This is a genomic window from Kitasatospora sp. GAS204B (assembly GCF_029892155.1).
Lineage (GTDB): Bacteria > Actinomycetota > Actinomycetes > Streptomycetales > Streptomycetaceae > Kitasatospora.
This window is the reverse complement of sequence record NZ_JARZAG010000008.1, coordinates 104,024-120,670: the sequence shown is the minus strand read 5'-3', so window position 1 is coordinate 120,670 and position 16,647 is coordinate 104,024. Positions and strand designations below refer to the sequence as shown.

The 16,647-nt window shown below is 72.8% G+C and carries 17 protein-coding genes; 8 read left to right on the top strand and 9 right to left on the bottom strand.

What is annotated here, in order from left to right:
- Positions 1–9: 9 nt before the first annotated feature.
- From P3T41_RS13450 to P3T41_RS13440, 3 genes are all read right to left on the bottom strand, one after another.
- Entirely contained in the window at positions 10–417 is a 408-nt protein-coding gene (locus P3T41_RS13450; protein ID WP_280690027.1) for a cupin domain-containing protein, read from the bottom strand.
- A complete protein-coding gene (locus P3T41_RS13445; protein WP_280690026.1) occupies positions 414–1,595 on the bottom strand; it encodes a M48 family metallopeptidase in 1,182 nt (393 codons plus the stop codon). Before P3T41_RS13445 ends, P3T41_RS13450 begins: the two co-directional genes overlap by 4 nt.
- Before the next feature lie 82 nt (positions 1,596–1,677).
- Positions 1,678–2,994, bottom strand: coding sequence for a PP2C family protein-serine/threonine phosphatase (locus P3T41_RS13440; RefSeq protein WP_280690025.1), 1,317 nt, complete (start codon positions 2,992–2,994; stop codon positions 1,678–1,680).
- 324 nt (positions 2,995–3,318) lie between these two features.
- On the opposite strand from P3T41_RS13440, the gene P3T41_RS13435 reads away from it, so the two are divergent.
- The gene (locus P3T41_RS13435) at positions 3,319–3,540 is read left to right on the top strand and encodes a hypothetical protein (RefSeq protein ID WP_280690024.1); all 222 of its coding nucleotides are present in this window, start codon (positions 3,319–3,321) and stop codon (positions 3,538–3,540) included.
- A gap of 303 nt (positions 3,541–3,843) precedes the next feature.
- Here the strand turns inward: P3T41_RS13435 and P3T41_RS13430 are convergent, their stop codons facing one another.
- The 6 genes from P3T41_RS13430 to P3T41_RS13405 form a co-directional block, all read right to left on the bottom strand.
- Positions 3,844–4,914 (bottom strand): inositol-3-phosphate synthase, encoded by a 1,071-nt coding sequence (locus P3T41_RS13430; RefSeq protein ID WP_280690023.1) that lies wholly within the window; start codon positions 4,912–4,914, stop codon positions 3,844–3,846.
- Positions 4,915–4,928: 14 nt separating this feature from the next.
- Complete coding sequence (locus P3T41_RS13425) at positions 4,929–5,405, bottom strand: hypothetical protein (RefSeq protein WP_280690022.1); 477 nt, start codon at positions 5,403–5,405, stop codon at positions 4,929–4,931.
- 41 nt (positions 5,406–5,446) lie between these two features.
- The gene (locus tag P3T41_RS13420; RefSeq protein ID WP_280690021.1) at positions 5,447–5,830 is read right to left on the bottom strand and encodes a hypothetical protein; all 384 of its coding nucleotides are present in this window, start codon (positions 5,828–5,830) and stop codon (positions 5,447–5,449) included.
- Complete coding sequence (locus tag P3T41_RS13415; protein WP_280690020.1) at positions 5,827–7,383, bottom strand: hypothetical protein; 1,557 nt, start codon at positions 7,381–7,383, stop codon at positions 5,827–5,829. The genes P3T41_RS13420 and P3T41_RS13415 overlap by 4 nt, the downstream gene beginning before the upstream one ends.
- On the bottom strand, positions 7,380–7,721 hold the full coding sequence (locus P3T41_RS13410) for a type VII secretion target (protein WP_280690019.1): 342 nt from the start codon (positions 7,719–7,721) through the stop codon (positions 7,380–7,382). The genes P3T41_RS13415 and P3T41_RS13410 overlap by 4 nt, the downstream gene beginning before the upstream one ends.
- A gap of 143 nt (positions 7,722–7,864) precedes the next feature.
- Positions 7,865–8,290 (bottom strand): gamma-glutamylcyclotransferase, encoded by a 426-nt coding sequence (locus P3T41_RS13405; protein WP_280690018.1) that lies wholly within the window; start codon positions 8,288–8,290, stop codon positions 7,865–7,867.
- A gap of 281 nt (positions 8,291–8,571) precedes the next feature.
- Between P3T41_RS13405 and P3T41_RS13400 the strand changes: the two genes are divergently transcribed.
- The 7 genes from P3T41_RS13400 (at position 8,572) to P3T41_RS13370 (ending at position 16,601) form a co-directional block, all read left to right on the top strand.
- Positions 8,572–9,549, top strand: coding sequence for an EamA family transporter (locus P3T41_RS13400; RefSeq protein WP_280690017.1), 978 nt, complete (start codon positions 8,572–8,574; stop codon positions 9,547–9,549).
- 192 nt (positions 9,550–9,741) lie between these two features.
- Complete coding sequence (locus tag P3T41_RS13395) at positions 9,742–9,990, top strand: hypothetical protein (RefSeq protein WP_280690016.1); 249 nt, start codon at positions 9,742–9,744, stop codon at positions 9,988–9,990.
- Between the two features lie 146 nt (positions 9,991–10,136).
- Positions 10,137–11,951 carry a peptide-N4-asparagine amidase gene (locus tag P3T41_RS13390; protein WP_280690015.1) on the top strand — a complete coding sequence of 605 codons (1,815 nt, stop codon included), beginning with the start codon at positions 10,137–10,139 and terminating at the stop codon, positions 11,949–11,951.
- A 1,027-nt stretch (positions 11,952–12,978) separates the two neighbouring features.
- Positions 12,979–14,964: an ATP-binding protein gene (locus P3T41_RS13385; protein WP_280690014.1), complete on the top strand. Its 1,986-nt coding sequence runs from the start codon at positions 12,979–12,981 to the stop codon at positions 14,962–14,964.
- Positions 14,961–15,437 carry a roadblock/LC7 domain-containing protein gene (locus tag P3T41_RS13380; protein WP_280690013.1) on the top strand — a complete coding sequence of 159 codons (477 nt, stop codon included), beginning with the start codon at positions 14,961–14,963 and terminating at the stop codon, positions 15,435–15,437. Before P3T41_RS13385 ends, P3T41_RS13380 begins: the two co-directional genes overlap by 4 nt.
- Before the next feature lie 23 nt (positions 15,438–15,460).
- On the top strand, positions 15,461–15,943 hold the full coding sequence (locus P3T41_RS13375) for a DUF742 domain-containing protein (protein WP_280690012.1): 483 nt from the start codon (positions 15,461–15,463) through the stop codon (positions 15,941–15,943).
- Positions 15,944–16,001: 58 nt separating this feature from the next.
- The gene (locus P3T41_RS13370; protein WP_280690011.1) at positions 16,002–16,601 is read left to right on the top strand and encodes an ATP/GTP-binding protein; all 600 of its coding nucleotides are present in this window, start codon (positions 16,002–16,004) and stop codon (positions 16,599–16,601) included.
- The last annotated feature ends 46 nt before the right edge of the window (positions 16,602–16,647 follow it).

Below are 16,647 nucleotides of genomic sequence, written 5' to 3'. Positions count from 1 at the left end.
CCGCCCCTGTCACACGCCCTCAGCCTGCCACGCCCCCGGCTCGATCCGCGCCTCGGTTTCGGTGCCGGGCCAGGCCGGCACGGTGGCGGCGACGATGTGGAGCGCGGCGCCCGCATCGGCGCGGAACTGGAAGGCCGTGCCGAGCGGAATGCTCACGGTGGTGCCCGCCCGCAGCGGCGTCACCTCCTCGCGGCCGTCCTGCCGGCGCCACAACTGTCCGGAGCCGGACACCACATGCCACAGCTCCTGCACGGTGGCGTGCGAGACCGCCCGCGACACCGCGCCGGGCGCCAGCTCGAACCGCGCCATGCTCGCCGCGCCAGGCAACTCCCCGAGCGGCAGGACCGACGATCCGTCAGTTGCCGTCAGTTCGACGGCATCCGCGAACTCCCAGGTCTGGTAGGGCTGGTGGGTCATCGGCCTGCCTCCTGTGCGGTGCCGGCGGCCGCCCAGCGGCGGGCCGCCGCGATCCGGCGTGCGGTGCTGGGGTGGGTGGCGAAGAGCAGCTCCAGCGCCCTCGGCGGGTCCACGTCCGCGACGTTGACGAGCGCGAGGCGGCGCTGCATGGCGATGAACTGCTCCGGGTCGCCGGTGAGTTCGAGCGCATGCCGGTCGGCGGCGGCCTCGATCCGGCGGCTCACCGCGGCCTGCGCCGGTCCGCCCAGCGCGCCCAGCACGGCCGCGAGCGCCACCAGCAGCGGCAGCGAGCGCGGGTCGGCCAGGTTCGGCACGCCGGCCGCCGCCTGCAGTGGTCGCAGCGCGCCCAGCAGGCCGAGCAGCGCCACGGCCACCGCCGCCCCCAGGGCGCCCAGCACCGTGCCGCGCGACACGTCGCGGTGGACGACATGCCCCAGCTCGTGCGCCACCACCAGCTCCACCTCGCGCTGCTCGGCGCTGCTGAGCAGGGTGTCGTACGCGACGATCCGCCGGGTCGCGCCGAAGCCGGACACGTACGCGTTGAGCGCTGTGGTGCGGCGCGAGGCGTCGGCGACCAGGACGTCCCGCACCCGCACCCCGTCGCGCTCGGCGAGTGCGAGCAGCGCGGTGCGCAACTCACCGTCCGGCAGCGCGGTGAACCGGTTGAAGACCGGCTCGACCAGCAGCGGGAAGAGGAACGAGAAGACGACGGTGAGCAGTGCCGTCGCTCCCGCCGCCGGCGCCCACCACCAGCGGGTCGACCAGGCGGTGAGCGCGTAGACACCGAGGGCGGCGGGCAGCGTGACGACCAGGGTCAGCGCCAGGCCGCGCAGCAGGTCCACCGCCCAGCCCGCCCAGCCCTGGGTGACCAGGCCGTAGTCGGCGCGGATCACCCGCACCCGGGCGGTGAACGGCAGACCGACCAGCTGTCCGATCAGCACCAGCGCCAGCGCCCCGCCCAGTACCTGGGCCGTTCGCGAGCCGCCGAGCAGACCGCCGGCCCAGTGCACCAGGTGGGCACCGGCCGGGGTGAGGCCGAGCAGCAGCGTCACCAGCAGTCCCGCCAGCCGCCCGCTCAGCGCCCACGGCACCTGCCGCCGCCGCAACGCCCGTCCTCGGGCCAGCTGCTCGGGTGTGAAGTCCGTGCTGCCCGCACTCTGCGCCGCTGCCCCGTCCACCGCTGCCCGCCTCCCGCGCACCCGGATCCGCACCGTTCCGCTCCATCGACACCCTAGGGCCTGTCGTGGGATCGGAACGGGGCTACCGCTGCCCGTTCACCCGCTCCGTGCGCACCGGCTCCGTACTCGCCCGTTCCCCGTTCCACGGCTCCCCCTCCACCTGCTCCACCCGCTCCACCGCCACGATGGCCGCGTCGTCGCCCAGCCGGCCGCCCGCGTGGACCAGCAGATCGCGCTGCAGATGCTGGAGCAGCAGCGCGGGCGGCTCGGTGGCCCAGGCACCCACCCGCTCGCTGAGCGGGTAGAAGGTCCGACCGGCGTCCCGGGCCTCGATCACGCCGTCCGTGTAGATCAACAGCCGGTCCTTGGGCGCGAATCGGAACTCGTCGGTGTGGTAGCCGGTCGCGGCCAGGTTGCCCAGCCCCAGCGGTGGCGCGGGCCGGGCCGCTTCCAGCGCCAGCACGTCGCCCTGGTGCAGCAGCAGCGGCGGCGGGTGGCCGCAGTTGATGACCTGGATCCAGTCCCCCTCGTCCGGGATCTCCAGGATCACGGCGGTGATGAACGACTCCGTCGACTCGATCTCCGGGCTCTCCAGCCGGTCGCCGGCCTGCCGCCGGTCCGCACCGCCCAGGCCGTCCTCCGCGTCCGCGCCATCCAGGCCACCCGTGCCGTTCGTGCCGTCCGCATCGCCCGCATCGCCCGCGGTGTCCCCGTTCCCTGGGGCCGCCGCCGTCAGGTCGCCCGACCCGGCCGCCGCCAGGTCCCAGCTCACGCTGCCGTCCAGGTAGGCGGCGAGGTCCGGCAGCGACGCCTGCAGGTGTGCGGCGGCCCGGAACGCGCCCAGCAGCAGCGAGGCCTCGCTCAGCGAGGTCAGCCCCTTGCCGCGGACGTCGCCGACCAGCAGCCGGGTGCCGGAGGTGGTCCGCGCCGCGGCGTAGAGGTCGCCGCCGACCTGGGCCTCTTCCTCGGCGGCCAGGTAGATCGAGGCGATCCGCAGCGGGCCGACCCGGGTCGGCAGCGGGCGCAGCAACACCCGCTGCGCGGCCTCGGCCACCGAGCGGACCTGGGTGAGCTCGCGCGCGTGCCGATCGCGCAGCGCGGTGAAGCTGACCACCACGCCCGAAACGGCGATCAATCCGACGATCTGGGTCTCGTGGTTGGACGTGGTGATCCCGTCGCGCATGACACCGATCACCGTCAGCGCGGCCACCGCCAGCAGACTGACCAGCGCGGTCAACCGAGTGCCGGCGAAGGACGCCGTGATCGCGGGAGCCACGACGAGGAGCGGGCCGAGGTGGATCTGCGGCGGGCTCAGCACGTCGGCGACGGTGATCACCACGATCAGTGCGAGCGGCAGCAGCACCAGGGCGCGACTGGATCGCCGGGGCCCTGCGGACACGTCGGAAAGCCACCGGGGAAGCACCTTTCCTCTCTACACCCGGCCTGCCCGTGGCGCAGCGCGAGGTAGGGTCGCGTCCGGGTGATCTTCAGCGACGTTCAGCGATCTTCGGGGGCGGGGAGCGGCAGGACGGCCGGCGGGTCCTGGCGATTCGACGAGGGCGGTGAGGACGGGGCTCCCCTCGACCCACCCGAGGTGCTTGCCGATCCGGCCGCCCGCGGCGGACCCGGACGGCGCGCTCGGACCGGCTGGACCTGATCCCGCACCCGCTGCTCCTCCTGACCGGCTCGACCGCGTCCGGCTCGACCCGGACGCCGGTGCCGTGTGTCGGCGCTGCACGGGCGGCGGGCAGCAGCCGGGAGAGGCCCAGCGCCGGCGCTGTCCGGCCCCGCTCGCCTCGCCGCGCGTGGCCGGCTCCACACCTTCGCGGACAACGGCTTCGTCACCGCCGTCGAGCCGGCCGACCAGCACTGGACCTGCCGGCTGCCGTCCCGGCTGGACCGCCGCAGCCGCCCGCTGCTGGTTCCCGGGCCGGCGGACGGCTAGGGCCTCTCTTACGGATCTTGTCGGCTGTGACACCAGCGGCTGACGCCGCGGGGCGCGCGGCTCCCCCAGCCTTCGGCCGGGAGGTGCCCCCACGGCGCCCGGCTGGGCGGGCCGGCGGATCGTCCTCGTACTGGGTCGTACTTGGATGATTCGCCGGTGCGTCCAGCCGGGATGCCCGGCGTCGCGCGCCCGGCAAGATCCGTAAGAGAGGCCCTAGGTGGCCTCCCTCGACGTCGACACCGGCGCCCGGCGCTGGGTCTCCCAGGACGGCGAACTGTTGCACGCCATCGACCTGGCCGACACTCAGTCCTGACGCAGCGTCAGCAGATCACGCAGCCCGGCCGCTGCCGCCTCCTCGCTCATCGGGCGCGGCACGGCCTTCATCAGGCGCGCCGCCACCGGGTCGAGCAGGCCCGAAATCCCGTGGTCCAGCGCGAACTTGAGGTATCGGACGGCGTCCAGCGCGTTGCCCGCGCCGCTCGGCGAGTCGTCCACGCTCAGCCGCAGGTCCAACTCGACCGGGGTGCCGCCGAAACCCTCTCCCTCGACACGGATCATCGCGAGCTTGCGGTCCGCCAGGAACGGGATGTAGTCGGCGCCCACATGCACGCTCTCCGGTGGCAGCAGGGCGCTGCCGTCGGCGCCGCGCAGGCCGCTGGCCTTGGAGTCCTTCTTGGTCCGCATCCGCTCGGCGTCCTGCAGGTTGACGAAGTCCATGTTGCCGCCGGCCAGCAGCTGGTAGGTGTTCCGCAGTCGCACGCCGTTGGCCGCAAGCAGCTCCACCAGGGCGCGGTGCACCAGGGTGGCGCCGAACTGGCTCTTCAGGTCGTCGCCGAGCAGCGGCAGCCCCGCCGCCGCGAACCGCTCGACCCAGCGCGGTGAGCGTGCGATCACCGACGGGAGGCAGTTGACGAACGCGCACCCCGCCGACAGGGCCGCCTCGGCGTAGAGTTCGGAAGCCTGCTGGCTGCCGGCCGGCACGAAGTTCACCAGTACCTGAGTCCGCGTCAGTTTCAGGTGCTCGGCCACGGACTCGACGGTGGCCGCGCCACGCGCGGTGATCCGCTGGCCGGTGCCACGGCCGACGCCGTCGCTCAGGATGCCCTCGGCCACCGGCACGCCCAGCGAGGGGACTTCGGCGAACCGGGTCGAGTTGTTGGGCGCGACCCGGATCGCCTCCGCCAGGTCGCGGCCGATCTTGGCGGTGTCCACGTCGAAGGCGGCGGTGAACCGGATGTCCGCGATGGCGTAGCCGGCGCAGACCGGATGGGCCAGGCCGGGCGCGTCGGGTGCGGCGGTGTAGTGGGTGACGCCCTGGACCATGGATGAGACGCAGTTGCCGACACCGACCACGCCGACGTTGACTGTTGACACGGGGGCGCTCCTGATCAGGCGGTGACGGTGATGTGGACGGCCTTGGTGGCCTTCACGCAGAGCAGGTGCGGCGGCGGCCCGGGCCTCGCGCTCTGGCAGCCGAGCACTTCGTACGTCCAGCTCACCGTGGTGCTGCCGGCGGAGACGGCGGTGTAGACCTCGTCGACGTCGGCCTCGCAGCCGGCCACGTCGGGGGAGCAGCCGTGCACCGTCTTCTCCGGGTCCTGTCGCACCACATGGGAGTCGGCGACCGTGCCGGGAAGCCAGGCCTCGGGCAGGTCGGAACGGACGGTGGCGACCAGCAGCCGCTGCCCGACCCGCAGTTCGACCTGGTCCGTCGGGAAGGCGCCCGGGGCGGTGGGCGGGCTCGTCGCGGTGCCGCCCACCGGCGCCCGGTCGGCGGCGTCGCCGGACGGCAGCGTGAGCAGCGCGCCCGGTGGCTGGGCCGCGGAGGAGCAGCCGACCAGGATCGCCGCTCCCAGGGTGGCCACAGCGATCTGACGGCGAGTCAGTCTGCGTGTCGGGCGGCGCATCAGGAGCTCGCCCCGGCCTGGCGCCGCAGCGCGATCAACGCGGCCACCTGGGCCAGCCAGCGCGCGAAGAGCAACTCGCGGCTGACGTCGAGCCCGGTTGCCGCGGCGGCCCGGATCCACCCGCGCACCAGGGCCTGCGCCCGCGCGCCGGGGGCCGGTTCGGGCAGGTCGAGCGCGGCGGTGAAGCCGCCCGCGCGCACGTGACGGGCCAGGAAGCTCAGTGGATAGGGACCCAGGCCCGCCTGCTCGGCCTCGTGGCAGGCGGCGATCGCCGCCTCGGTGAAGAGGGCTCGGCGCGGGCCGCCGTCGAGCAGCAGCCCCCGGGTGATCGCGGTGGCCACGTCCAGGCCCAGCAGTTCGGCGTCGTCGCGGACCGTCCTCATTTGGGCAGCTCCAGGGCGTAGGCGTTGTTGAGGTTGTCGCCGTCGGTCAGCGAACCGAGCTGCCCGTGGACGAACTGGTCCTCGCTCACCCAGGCGGTCCGGCCCCAGGGGTTGTAGATCTCCAGCATGTTGTTGTCCCGCCCGATGATCATCATCTGGTGCGCGCCCTTGGCGCCGTTCACGTCGATCGGCACCGGCAGACCCTGGTCGACGGAGTTCTCGATCCGGCGGACCGAGGCCTGCCGGTCGCCGTCGTTGTGCATCCCGACGTACTCGTAGCTGCTGCCGGTCGCGGCGCCGAGATCCTGGTTGGCCAGCAGGGTCTCGCCGGTCTGGCCGATGCCGACCTTCGGGTTGATCCCGCCGTCGGCCGACTGGCCCTGCCGGTACTGGCCCAGGTACATCTGCTGGAGCCGTTGCTGGAAGGCCGCCGGCGAGTCGGCGCCGGGCTGGTCGGGTGTGCCGCCCGTGGTGAGCTGGTACATCGTCAGCGGATCGATCCGGGCCTGGGCGATCACGGTGGAGGCGGCCACGCAGTCGTTCACGTTGCCCTGGCTGTAGATGTAGAGCCAGTTCGTCCCGTCGAGGGTGGTGCTCTGCTGCCCTTGGTAGGTCAGGTAGACGTTCCCCGGTGCCTCGTTCATCGCTCCCGCGTTCCCGGTGGCCGGCATCAGGTGGGAGGAGAGCCAGACCGGGTCGTCCCCGTGCGGGTGGATCCCCGCGTCGAACTGCTGGATGTCGGCCACCGAGTGGCCCGCGGCAAGCGCTTTCCAGAGATACGCCGCCTCCTCGGGGGACTTGGCGTTGGAGAGCAGCGCGCTGAACGCGGCCTGGTCGGCGCCGTTCATGGTGCCGAAGATCTGGGTGGCCCGGTCGAGCTGACTGTCCGTCAGGATCGCACCGGCGTCCTCGCTGCCGCCCGGGTTCTTGGCGTCGGCCAGCACCACCGCGCTGAGCGGGTCGAGCGAGCCCTGGCCCGCGTGCTCGGCGCGGGCCGCCGCGGCCAACTGGCCGAGCCGGCTCGCGGTGTTGGTGCCGCAGTCCTCGGCGCGCTGGGCGGCGGCCAGCCGGGCGTTGACCCCGTCCAGCGCGGTCGACCGGGCCTGGAGCACCGCGTCGTCGCCGCCCTGCTGAACGGCGTTCTGCGCGTTCTGCAGCGAGGCGCAGCCCTGCGCGTCGGTCTGCTGGGCCCAGGAGAGGTCGTCCGCCCAGGTGGAGAGCAACTGGGCGGCCTGGGAGAGCGTCTGCTGGGAGAGCGTGGTCTCGTCGGCCACCGCCTGCACCGCGACGGTGGCGTTCTCGGCCACCGCGCCCTGCCAGGCGCTGGGGAGTTGGGCCGAGGCCACCGAGGTCAGGTCGGAGCCGGCCCGGACGTAGACGATCGCGGTGTCGGCGTAGGCCTTGGCCCGCTCGCGGATCGTGGCGGGGTCGCCGACCGGCGCGCCGACGGCGAGCGCCTGCTGGATCGCGCCGATCAGGGACACCCCGACATACATCGGATCCAGGTGCTGGATCGCGTTCTGCGCGTGCTGGAGGTCGCTCACCTTGCTCATCGGCTCGCCCCGATGGCGGTCAGCGAGCCGGCCACGGTGGCTTCGGCGGCGCGGTAGTTGGCGGTGGTCGAGGTGAGGTTCTGGTTCAGCTCCGCCACCGCGCGCTGGGTGACCCGGATCTCCGCACCCCAGTCGGTGTCGAACCTCTCCCAGGCCTGGTCCATGCCGAACTCCCCGAAGGCGGAGGCCGCGTAGCAGACCGGCGCGTTGTAGCTGCTCTCTGCCTGTTGGAGGTCGGCGGCGACCTGGGACAGTTGCCCGGCCACCGCGTCCATCGCCTGCGGGTGGACCTGGTATCCGCCCGGCCCGCCCCCACCCTGACCTGGAACCACACCCATCCGGCTCTCCCCCCTGTGCCTGGCCCCCCGGGGCCCTTCCAGCGCGCGCCAGCTCAGCGCATGCGAGCGCGGAAGCCGAGCATAGACGGTGGGGTTCCGGCGTCAGGTCTGAAGGTGGGTCAGCACCGATGGGTCAGGGCTGGTCAGCCCCGGTCCGCCCAGTCGCCGGAGGGGATCGGCGCGGGTCGCTCGCGCAGCCGGGCAGCCGGCTTCGGGCCGGCCAGGTAGACCCAGGCCGGCACCCGCTCCCCGCTCGCGTCGAGGGTGACGGGCAGTCGCAGCCGCACGTAGAGCCCGGTGCCGTCCGGGTGGCACTCCTCCAACTCGTCGAGCGTGGCCAGCACTTGGCCGAACTGGGCCGGTTGCACGGTGATCAGCTCTCCGTGCACCAGTCGCCCGGGATCGGGGTCGGCCACCGCGTACGGGTAGCCGGGCCCCTCGTGCAGCGTGGCGCCGGCCAGCACGGCGCGCTCGATCCGCTCGCAGCGGCCACCGAGGTAGCGGGCGTGGTAGCGCTGCCCGAGGCGCAGCGTGCCGTAGACGAACAGCGGCAGCACGGGGTCGGTCACGGCGTTGGTCCTCCTCGGCGGGGTGCGGGCGACCCGCGTGCGGGCAGCCTGGGTGTGGCATCCACCGGGATTCTTCCAGCGCCGGCCCGGACGGCGACAGCGTGCTCGCCTGCCCAGAACGGAGAGCGTTTTCCTGGGAAAGGAGAGCGATGTCCCGGTCTGTCGCGGAGAGCGCTTTCCAGCCGCCAAGGCCAGGCGCCGACGGCGCCGCTGGCGGACCCGCTCCCCGATGCGCTCTGATGGCCCCTGGCCGGGTCACGGAGCGAGGCGAGGAGACAGGCATGACGTCGATCGGAACCGGGCGGTCCGCCGGTCCGGCGGACTCGGGGCGGGCTGCGCCGCCGGCCGGCCCTGCCGCCCTGGACGGCGGCGCGCGAATATCGGGGACCGTCTGGGCCGCGCTCGCCGTGGTCTACGTGGTCTGGGGCTCCACCTACCTCGGCATCCGGATCATGGTGGAGACCATGCCGGCGCTGCTCGGGGCGGCGGCCCGCTTCCTGTTCGCCGGGGCGCTGCTGCTGGGCGTGCTGGCCTGGCGGCTGGGCCCCGCCGCCCTGCGGGTGACCCGGCGTCAGCTCGGTTCGACGGCCCTGGTCGGCGTGCTGCTGCTGGTCGGCGGCAACGGCCTGCTGGTGCTGGCCGAGGGCCGGGTGCCCTCCGGTCTCGCGGCACTACTGGTCGCCGTGGTGCCGCTCTGGGTGGTGGTGTTGCGGACGGCGACCGGCGACCGGCCCGGCGGCGCCGCGCTGGTCGGCGTGCTGCTGGGCCTGGGCGGCCTCGCGGTGCTGTCGGCCCCGGGGCTGAGCGGGGACGTCTCGCTCGGCGGGTTGGTGCTGATCATGCTCGGCGCGATCTCCTGGGCGGTCGGCTCCTTCATCTCGGGCCGCCTGCCGATGCCGGCCAACCCCCTGGTGGCGAGTGCCTACGAGATGCTGATCGGCGGACTGGGCTGCCTGCTGGTCGCGGTGGCCCGCGGCGAGGAACTCCACCTGCACCTCGGCGCCGTCTCGACCCGGTCCTGGGTCGCGCTGGTCTACCTCATCGTGGTCGGCTCCCTGGTGGGATTCACGGCCTACGCCTGGCTGCTGCAGTCCGCACCGCTCGGCCTGGTCGCCACCTATGCCTACGTGAACCCGGTCGTCGCGGTCTTCCTCGGCTGGCTGGTGCTGGCGGAGCGCCTGACGCTCTCCGAGCTGCTGGGCGGCGCGATCGTGGTGCTGGCGGTCTGCGTGGTGGTGAGCACGGAGCGTCGCCGCTGACCGTCCGCGCTGACCGTCCGCGCGGGCCTGCCACGAACGGCGTTGAGCCTGTCGCGGAAGCCGTCGCGGGCCTGTCGCGGAAGCCCTCACGGGCCTGTCACGGAAGCCGTCGCGGGCCTGTCACGACTGGTGGGCGGTGCGCGACGGCCCGCCGTACCGTGGGTGAGGGGCCCGCTAGCGAAGGAGTCCGTGATGCCTGGATCCGTCACGCTCGGCCACACCGAGGCCGGCGCCACCGTTGATCACACCGATGCCCAGCGCCTCGCGGTGCTGCTGGACGAGATGGGCCACCTGCTGGCCATGGCCGGCCCGAACCGGCTGACCGACGCGCAGGTCGGTGCGCTCTGCGCGGGGCAGAGCTGGGACCGCGACGAGCTCGCCCGCTGGTGCCGTGGCATGGCCGCGCAGCTGCACCACGATCCCCATCACCAGCAGCACTGAGCCCGCTCGCGGTGCTGCCCACCGGGCGGCCGGTGCTCCCGTGTCCTCGCGGACGGGAGCACCGGCGGCGGACCTCAACCGCCTTGCCCGTCAAGGCCGGTCGGCACCCTTGACAGTGATCGTCGGCCCGTGAGTACATGCCAACCGTGCCGATACCCACCGTCGCTTCCCCCTCCCGCCGGCGCTCGCTCGCCCGCGCCGTCCCCACTCTGGTCCTCGCCGTGGCCGCCGCGCTCTGCCTCCCGACGGCCGCCACCGCAGCCACCGCAGGCCCGCCCGGCGCGGTCGCTCCCGCTGCTGCTCCCGCCGCCCCTGCCGCTCCCGCGGCCCCCCGCGCAGCCGATGCCGCGCGGGTCGAGACGAACTACGGCGACCCCGTCACCGCGCTGCCCCCGATCAGCCGCCCGGACACCGCGCACTGCACCGTCACCGCGATGCAGCACGACTTCGCCAACAGCTACGGCCAGCCCTTCACCGGCACCCTGACGCCACCGGCCGCCTGCCCGGGGCCGTGGAGCAAGGTGGTGCTGGACTGGTCCGGCAGCGTCGCGGGTCGGCAGTACGACCGGCTGGCCGGTGTCTGGATCGGCGGGGCCGAGGTGTTCCGCACCAGCACGCCCGAACCCGACGCGGCCGGTATCAGCTGGCACGTCGACCAGGACCTGAGCAGCTTCATCCCGCTGCTGCGCACCCCGCAACCGGTGGTCGTCGACCTGGGCAACGTGGTCAACTCCACCTACACCGGCATCTACCACATGACGATGACGGTCACCTACTACCAGGCGGACCGGCACAACCCGCCCGCCGCCACCGCGGACCAGGTGCTCCCGGTCTCGCAGTCGACCACCGCGCCCGGCTGGTGGACGCTGACGAAGGGTCAGACCGCGACCTCGACGCTGACCTTCCCGCGCAACCTCACCGGCGCCCACCTCCAGCTCTACGCCCGGGGCGGCGGCTGCGAGGAGTTCTGGTACTCCAACGTGCCCGACGACTACGCGGCCGCCCACCCCGGCTACGGGCTCTGCGGCGGCGGCACTTACCGCGAGGTGCAGGTGCTGGTCGACGGGCGGCTCGCCGGGGTGGTGCAGCCGTTCCCGGTCATCTATACCGGTGGGATCAGTCCGCTGATGTGGCGGCCGATCCCGAGCATCGACTCCTTCCGCACCCAGCCGTACGACGTCGACCTCACACCGTTCGCCGGAACCCTGACCGACGGCAAGCCGCACACCGTCACGCTCGCGCCCCCGGCCGGGATCAGTGACGGCTGGACGCTGGACGGCAGCCTCTTCCTGACCACCGACCCGCTGCGCGCGCAGACCGGCGGCGCCGTCACCACCGACACCATCACCGCCGCGCCGCAGGCGGCCACCACCGAGACGGCCCAGGCCGACGGCAGCGAGCTGATCACCGTGAACGCCGGACGGGACTGGACGCTGGCCGGGTACGTGGACACCTCGAGCGGCCGGATCACCACCCGGGTGGATCAGCACACCGACTACCGCAACAGCGACACCCTCTCCAACCAGGGTCAGAACCAGGTCACCGTGCAGCGTGACAGCGGCTGGACGGTGACCAGCACCGACGGTGGCCACGGCGGGTCCGAGCAGCGGCGCAGCAGCTGGTCGTATCCGCTCGACGCTACCAGCAGCTACACGCCGGGCGCCGATGCCGACAGCTACCTGGTGAGCGGTCAGGTGACGGTGGCCCGGCAGCTGGTGGACCAGACCCGGCGCGGTGAGGGGAACTGGCGCGGCGAGGGGAGCTGGCACGAGCAGTCGAGCAGCGACGACCGGCTGACCGCCGCGGGCGTGTTGCAGCGGCAATCCGGCACCACGGTGCAGGCCGACGGCAGCGGCACTGAGCACTACGTGGGTCACACCGCCGATGGCGGCTGCTACGACCACGAGGTGGCGGCCGACCACGGCTACGTCACCCTGGACCGGCTGCGCACCTGCCGCTGAGGGCTCGCCGGGGGCTCGCCCGGTCGAGCCCCCGGCTCCCGCCCGGGCCCGGTATCCCGGGCCGGGTCTTCAGCCCCGGGTGGGCAGTTGACGGCTCGTAGCGCGATCCATCGTGAACGACGAATCGTCGCTCCGCCTTGCTCGGCGATCATCCCGGTGCGAACTTCTTCTCGGCAAGGTGACGTGCACATGAAGCCGGGAGCGAGCGCGGGAAAGCGCTCTCCTCCCTTGCGTGGCGGGGCTCGCGCTGCGGGGTGGGCCATCGACCGTCGGCTTCCAAGTGCCACCCAGGGACCAATCGGAAAATCCGGGAGTGGTCGACACGTCCTTTCAAGGGCGCCGCTCTCCGATATGGCCGCCGGTGTTATCCGGGTCATTTCCAAGGGTTTTGCGAGGATTTTCTTCGGTTATTCCCGCAGTGCATTCGGGTGAGCGCCCGAGTGGGCTTGCCGGATGTCGTGGCGCCGGCCGGCAGTGCCGCTGGCCTGCTCTCATTCGGCTCGGGGTGGCCGGGCCCGTCTTCCGGGGTGCCGAGATTCCGCGCCTCGTCAAGGTGGCATCAAGGAGGCGCCGGGGAGGCGTCGAGGAGATATCGAGATGGCTCCGCAGATCCTTCGGTGGGTCGACTGTTTCAATCATGAACACATCGCCGCGCGAGGTGAGATATCCGTCACATTCGCGCTCGCGAAGTTTTCGACCGTCCGTCGGTGATGCATCTGTGACCTGCGGAAACCTGTTGTGGCGGGAGTTGTGCCTGGAGGATCCGACAAGTCCACCAAGTGAGTTGATCTTGTTCTCCGATGTGTTCTGCGCTTCACTCTTGCGGGTGTCAGCGGCGGAACGGGGTGCGGCCGCCTGTCTGAGAGTGCAACCAGGGTCGATACGGACCGTGGGTGCGTGAGGTCTGACGAGATTGTGAGCACCGTTGCGTAAGAGGACCGCGCGTCAGCAACCCGCGCAGCACCACCGCTTGGGGCCGGTGGTGGGTCGGCGACTTCGGCGCCGCCTCCTCGGGTCGCTGATCGTCTTGCCAGGTCTGACCACCCTCACCGGCTGCGGCGCCGCGCACGGCAGCGGCGGCAGTGACCTGTGGGTGGCCGGCGGCGCGGCGGCCGTGGTGCTGGTCGGAGGCACCGCCGTGGTGGTCCGCCGAGTCACCGCCCGCCCGTTGGAGAAGGCCCGCGACCTGGCCACCCGCAACCTGGCCGCGCTGCTCGACGAGCGTGGGGGCCTGCTGGAGGAACGCGCCCGCCTGATCGCCGAACGCGAGGCACAGGGCGGCCGGTTGCAAGCGCTGTCCGACGAGCACCGGGCCCTGCTCCAGGAGCGCGAGGAACTCCAGCGCCAGCACCGGGAGCTGACCGGTCAGTGGCAGCAGGTGATGACCGCCAACGGTGAGTCGGCCGCGCGGCTCGAGGAGTTGCTGCGCGAGTGCGAACTGCTGCTGGCCGAGCGGGACGGCCTGGCGAAGGAGCGCGACGAGCTGCAGGGCAGCGTGGACGCCACGTTCGTCAACCTCGCGATGCGCACCCTGACCCTGGTGGAGCGCCAGCTGGTGCTGATCGAAGCGCTGGAGGGCCGGGAGGCCGACGCGGCCCAGCTGGAGAGCCTCTTCCGCCTGGACCACCTGGCCACCCGGATGCGCCGCAACAGCGAGAACATGCTGCTGCTGGCCGGTCTGGAGAACAGCTCGCGCAGCCGCAAGACGGTCGCCCTGCTCGACGTGGTGCGGGCCGCCATCTCCGAGATCGAGCGCTACGAGCGGGTCAAGCCCGGCTTCCTCGCCGCGGTCCGGCTCACCGGCGCGGTCGCCGACGACACCAGCCACCTGCTGGCCGAACTCCTGGAGAATGCCACCGCGTTCTCTCCGCCGCAGGAGCAGGTCGAGGTCGGCGGCTGGCTGCTGGACAACGGTGAGCTGATGCTCGCGGTCACCGACCGCGGCATCGGGCTGCCGGCCGAGCGGCTGCGCGCACTCAACGAGCAGCTCGCCGAGCCGCTGCCGACCGATCAGGCCGAGCGCCGCGACGCGCTGCTCGCGGGGGCGCTCACCGGCCGCAGCATGGGGCTCTTCGTGGTGGCCCGGCTGGCCCGTCGGCACGGCGTCCGGGTCCAGCTGCGGGAGAACGGGCAGGGCGGCGGGATCAGCGCGATGGTGGTGCTGCCGCGCGAGGCACTGCACCAGGACGAGTTGAGCACGGCCGACCTGGACGACCAGCGGCGGGCCGAGCGGAGTGCCACAGCCGGTGCCGAACGGGCCAGGCTGGCTACGGAGTTCGCGGCCGCCGAGCGGGCCGCGGCGGACGCGGTGACACAGGCGGCGGCCCGGGCGGTCCCGTCCGCGTCCGCGCCCGCGACGCACCGTCAGGCGGCGCCCGCCGAGGGCGCCGGGCTGGACGACCCGGGCCTGCCCGCGCTGCCGCGCCGCCGTCCGGCGCACGCGGCCCCGGGCGAGCCGGTGAACGGTGTCGCCCCCGCGCCGGGCGCGTCGAGCGAGTCGGCCGCAGTGGCCTCGTCAGGCGCGACCAGTGCGCCGACCATGCCGACCGGACCTGCCGGACCTGCCGGACCTGCCGGACCTGCCGAGCCCACCGTGCCTGGCTGGCCCGCCGCGCCCGAGCTCCCCGACGATTCCCCGCTCGACACCCCCACCCGGCAGTTGACGATCAGTCAGCTCGGTGGCGGCCGGCCGGCCGGCCCCACCGCGCCGCAGGGCGGCGAGTTCACCTCGCTGGGTCTCCCCAAGCGGGTGCCCAGAGCCGGCGGCCTGCCGGGCACCGGCGAGCTGCCGACCTCCGGGTTGCGCCGGGTCGCCACCGAGTCGGCGGGCAGTGAGGCCGCTGCGGGTGGCGGCAGCGCGGCGGACGCCGTGCCGGCTCCGAACACCGCTGAGACATCCGGCCCGCACCGTTCCCGTACCTCCGCCGAAGAACTGCGTCGCAGACTCGGCGGCTTCCAGAGCGGGCTGCGCCAAGCGGCTCGCGAGTCCGCCGCCGAGGAACAGGACCGATGAGCGAATACGACTACCGGAACATCCCGGCCGCCGCCGCCACGGCCAACAACGCCGGCCAGCCGGTCAGTCAGGGCGCGCTCAACGTCCGCTGGCTGCTGGGCGACTTCCTCGGCCTGGTCGCCGGAGTCGAGGAGGCCGTCGTGGTCTCCTCCGACGGGCTGCTGCTCGCCGACTCGCAGCAGGGCCAGCGATCCGATCAACTCTCCGCCATCGTCTCGGCGTTGACCAGCCTTGCGCAGGGCCTGGCGCGTGCCATCGACTTCGGTGGGGTCAAGCAGACCATGGTGACCATGGACGAGGGCCACCTGGTGGTGATGGCCATCAGCGACGGGTCCTGCCTCGGTGTCTACGCCGCGCTCAGTTGCGATCTGGGCGTCCTGGCCTACCAGATGTCGCTGCTCGTCGAGCGCGCCGGACATGCGCTGACGCCGCAGGTGCGCAGCGAGTTGCACCGGGCGATGGCCGTCCGATGAGCCTGGATTCGAGCCCGGAGGAGATGAGAAGCATGCCCGGCACCGCCCGTAGCGGCAGTGGCACAAGTAGCGGTGGCACAAGCGGTGGTGGCATCGGCCTGGGGCGGCGTACGGACACCGTCCGTTCGGGGCAAGGGCGTTCCTCCCGGGTGCGGCCGTACGCGATCACCCGCGGGCGGACCCGGTTCGGCCGGGTGCTGCTGGTCGAGACCCTGGTGTCGGCGCTCAACCGGCCGGCCGACCCGGCCGACCGCAGCCTGCCCGAGCTGGCCGCGATCTGTGACGTGTGCCGAGGGCAGATGCGTTCGATCGCGGAGATCTCGGCGCTGCTGCGGATGCCGCTCGGTGTGGTGAAGGTGCTGGTCAGCGACCTTGCTGACCAGGGGAGGATCAGGGTGCACGGCGCGGATGTGGCCGACGGCACCGACCTGGACGGCACCGGCGAGGTTCCGGCGTCCAAGCGGGTTCTGTTGGAGAGGGTGCTGGGTGGACTTCGCAAGCTCTGAGTTCGGCGGCTCCGGCGGGTCTGATGGTTACGGCAGGTCCGATGGTTCCGGCGGTGCCGTGGCCGTGCCGCCGGGCGTCCCGCTGGTGACCGGCAACGCGACCTCCACCAAGATCGTGGTGGCGGGCGGCTTCGGGGTCGGCAAGACCACTTTCGTCCGCGCGGTCTCCGAGATCCCGCCGCTCACCACCGAGGCGGTGATGACCGAGGCGAGCATCGGCGTGGACGACACCGCGGCCGTCCCGGCCAAGTCCTCCACCACCGTGGCGATGGACTTCGGCCGGATCAGTCTCGACTCGGACCTGGTGCTCTACCTGTTCGGCACCCCCGGGCAGGGCCGGTTCTGGTTCATGTGGGACGACCTGGTGCGTGGCGCGGTCGGCGCGGTGGTCCTCGCGGACACCCGCCGACTGGCCGACTCCTTCCCGGCGTTGGACTACTTCGAGGGCAGCGGGCTGCCGTTCGTGGTGGCGGTCAACCAGTTCGACGGCGCGCCGGTCTACTCGCCCGAGGCGGTGCGGGACTCGCTGGCGGTGCCGCCGCAGGTGCCGGTGCTGATCTGCGACGCACGAGAACGCTCTTCGGTGGTCGCGGTGTTGACCGCGCTGGTGCTGAACGCACTGGCCGCCGAGCCGGCCGTTGCCGCCGCTCATATCTGACGGTCCGTCAGTTCACCTCCTCGCCCCACCAGCTGGGCAGCAAGCA

Coding starts and splice junctions, on each gene's coding strand:
- P3T41_RS13450 (WP_280690027.1), bottom strand. CDS start 417: ATGACCCACCAGCCCTACCAGACCTGGGAGTTCGCGGATGCCGTCGAA.
- P3T41_RS13400 (WP_280690017.1), top strand. CDS start 8,572: ATGACGTCGATCGGAACCGGGCGGTCCGCCGGTCCGGCGGACTCGGGG.
- P3T41_RS13415 (WP_280690020.1), bottom strand. CDS start 7,383: ATGAGCAAGGTGAGCGACCTCCAGCACGCGCAGAACGCGATCCAGCAC.
- P3T41_RS13410 (WP_280690019.1), bottom strand. CDS start 7,721: ATGGGTGTGGTTCCAGGTCAGGGTGGGGGCGGGCCGGGCGGATACCAG.
- P3T41_RS13380 (WP_280690013.1), top strand. CDS start 14,961: ATGAGCGAATACGACTACCGGAACATCCCGGCCGCCGCCGCCACGGCC.
- P3T41_RS13420 (WP_280690021.1), bottom strand. CDS start 5,830: ATGAGGACGGTCCGCGACGACGCCGAACTGCTGGGCCTGGACGTGGCC.
- P3T41_RS13375 (WP_280690012.1), top strand. CDS start 15,461: ATGAGAAGCATGCCCGGCACCGCCCGTAGCGGCAGTGGCACAAGTAGC.
- P3T41_RS13395 (WP_280690016.1), top strand. CDS start 9,742: ATGCCTGGATCCGTCACGCTCGGCCACACCGAGGCCGGCGCCACCGTT.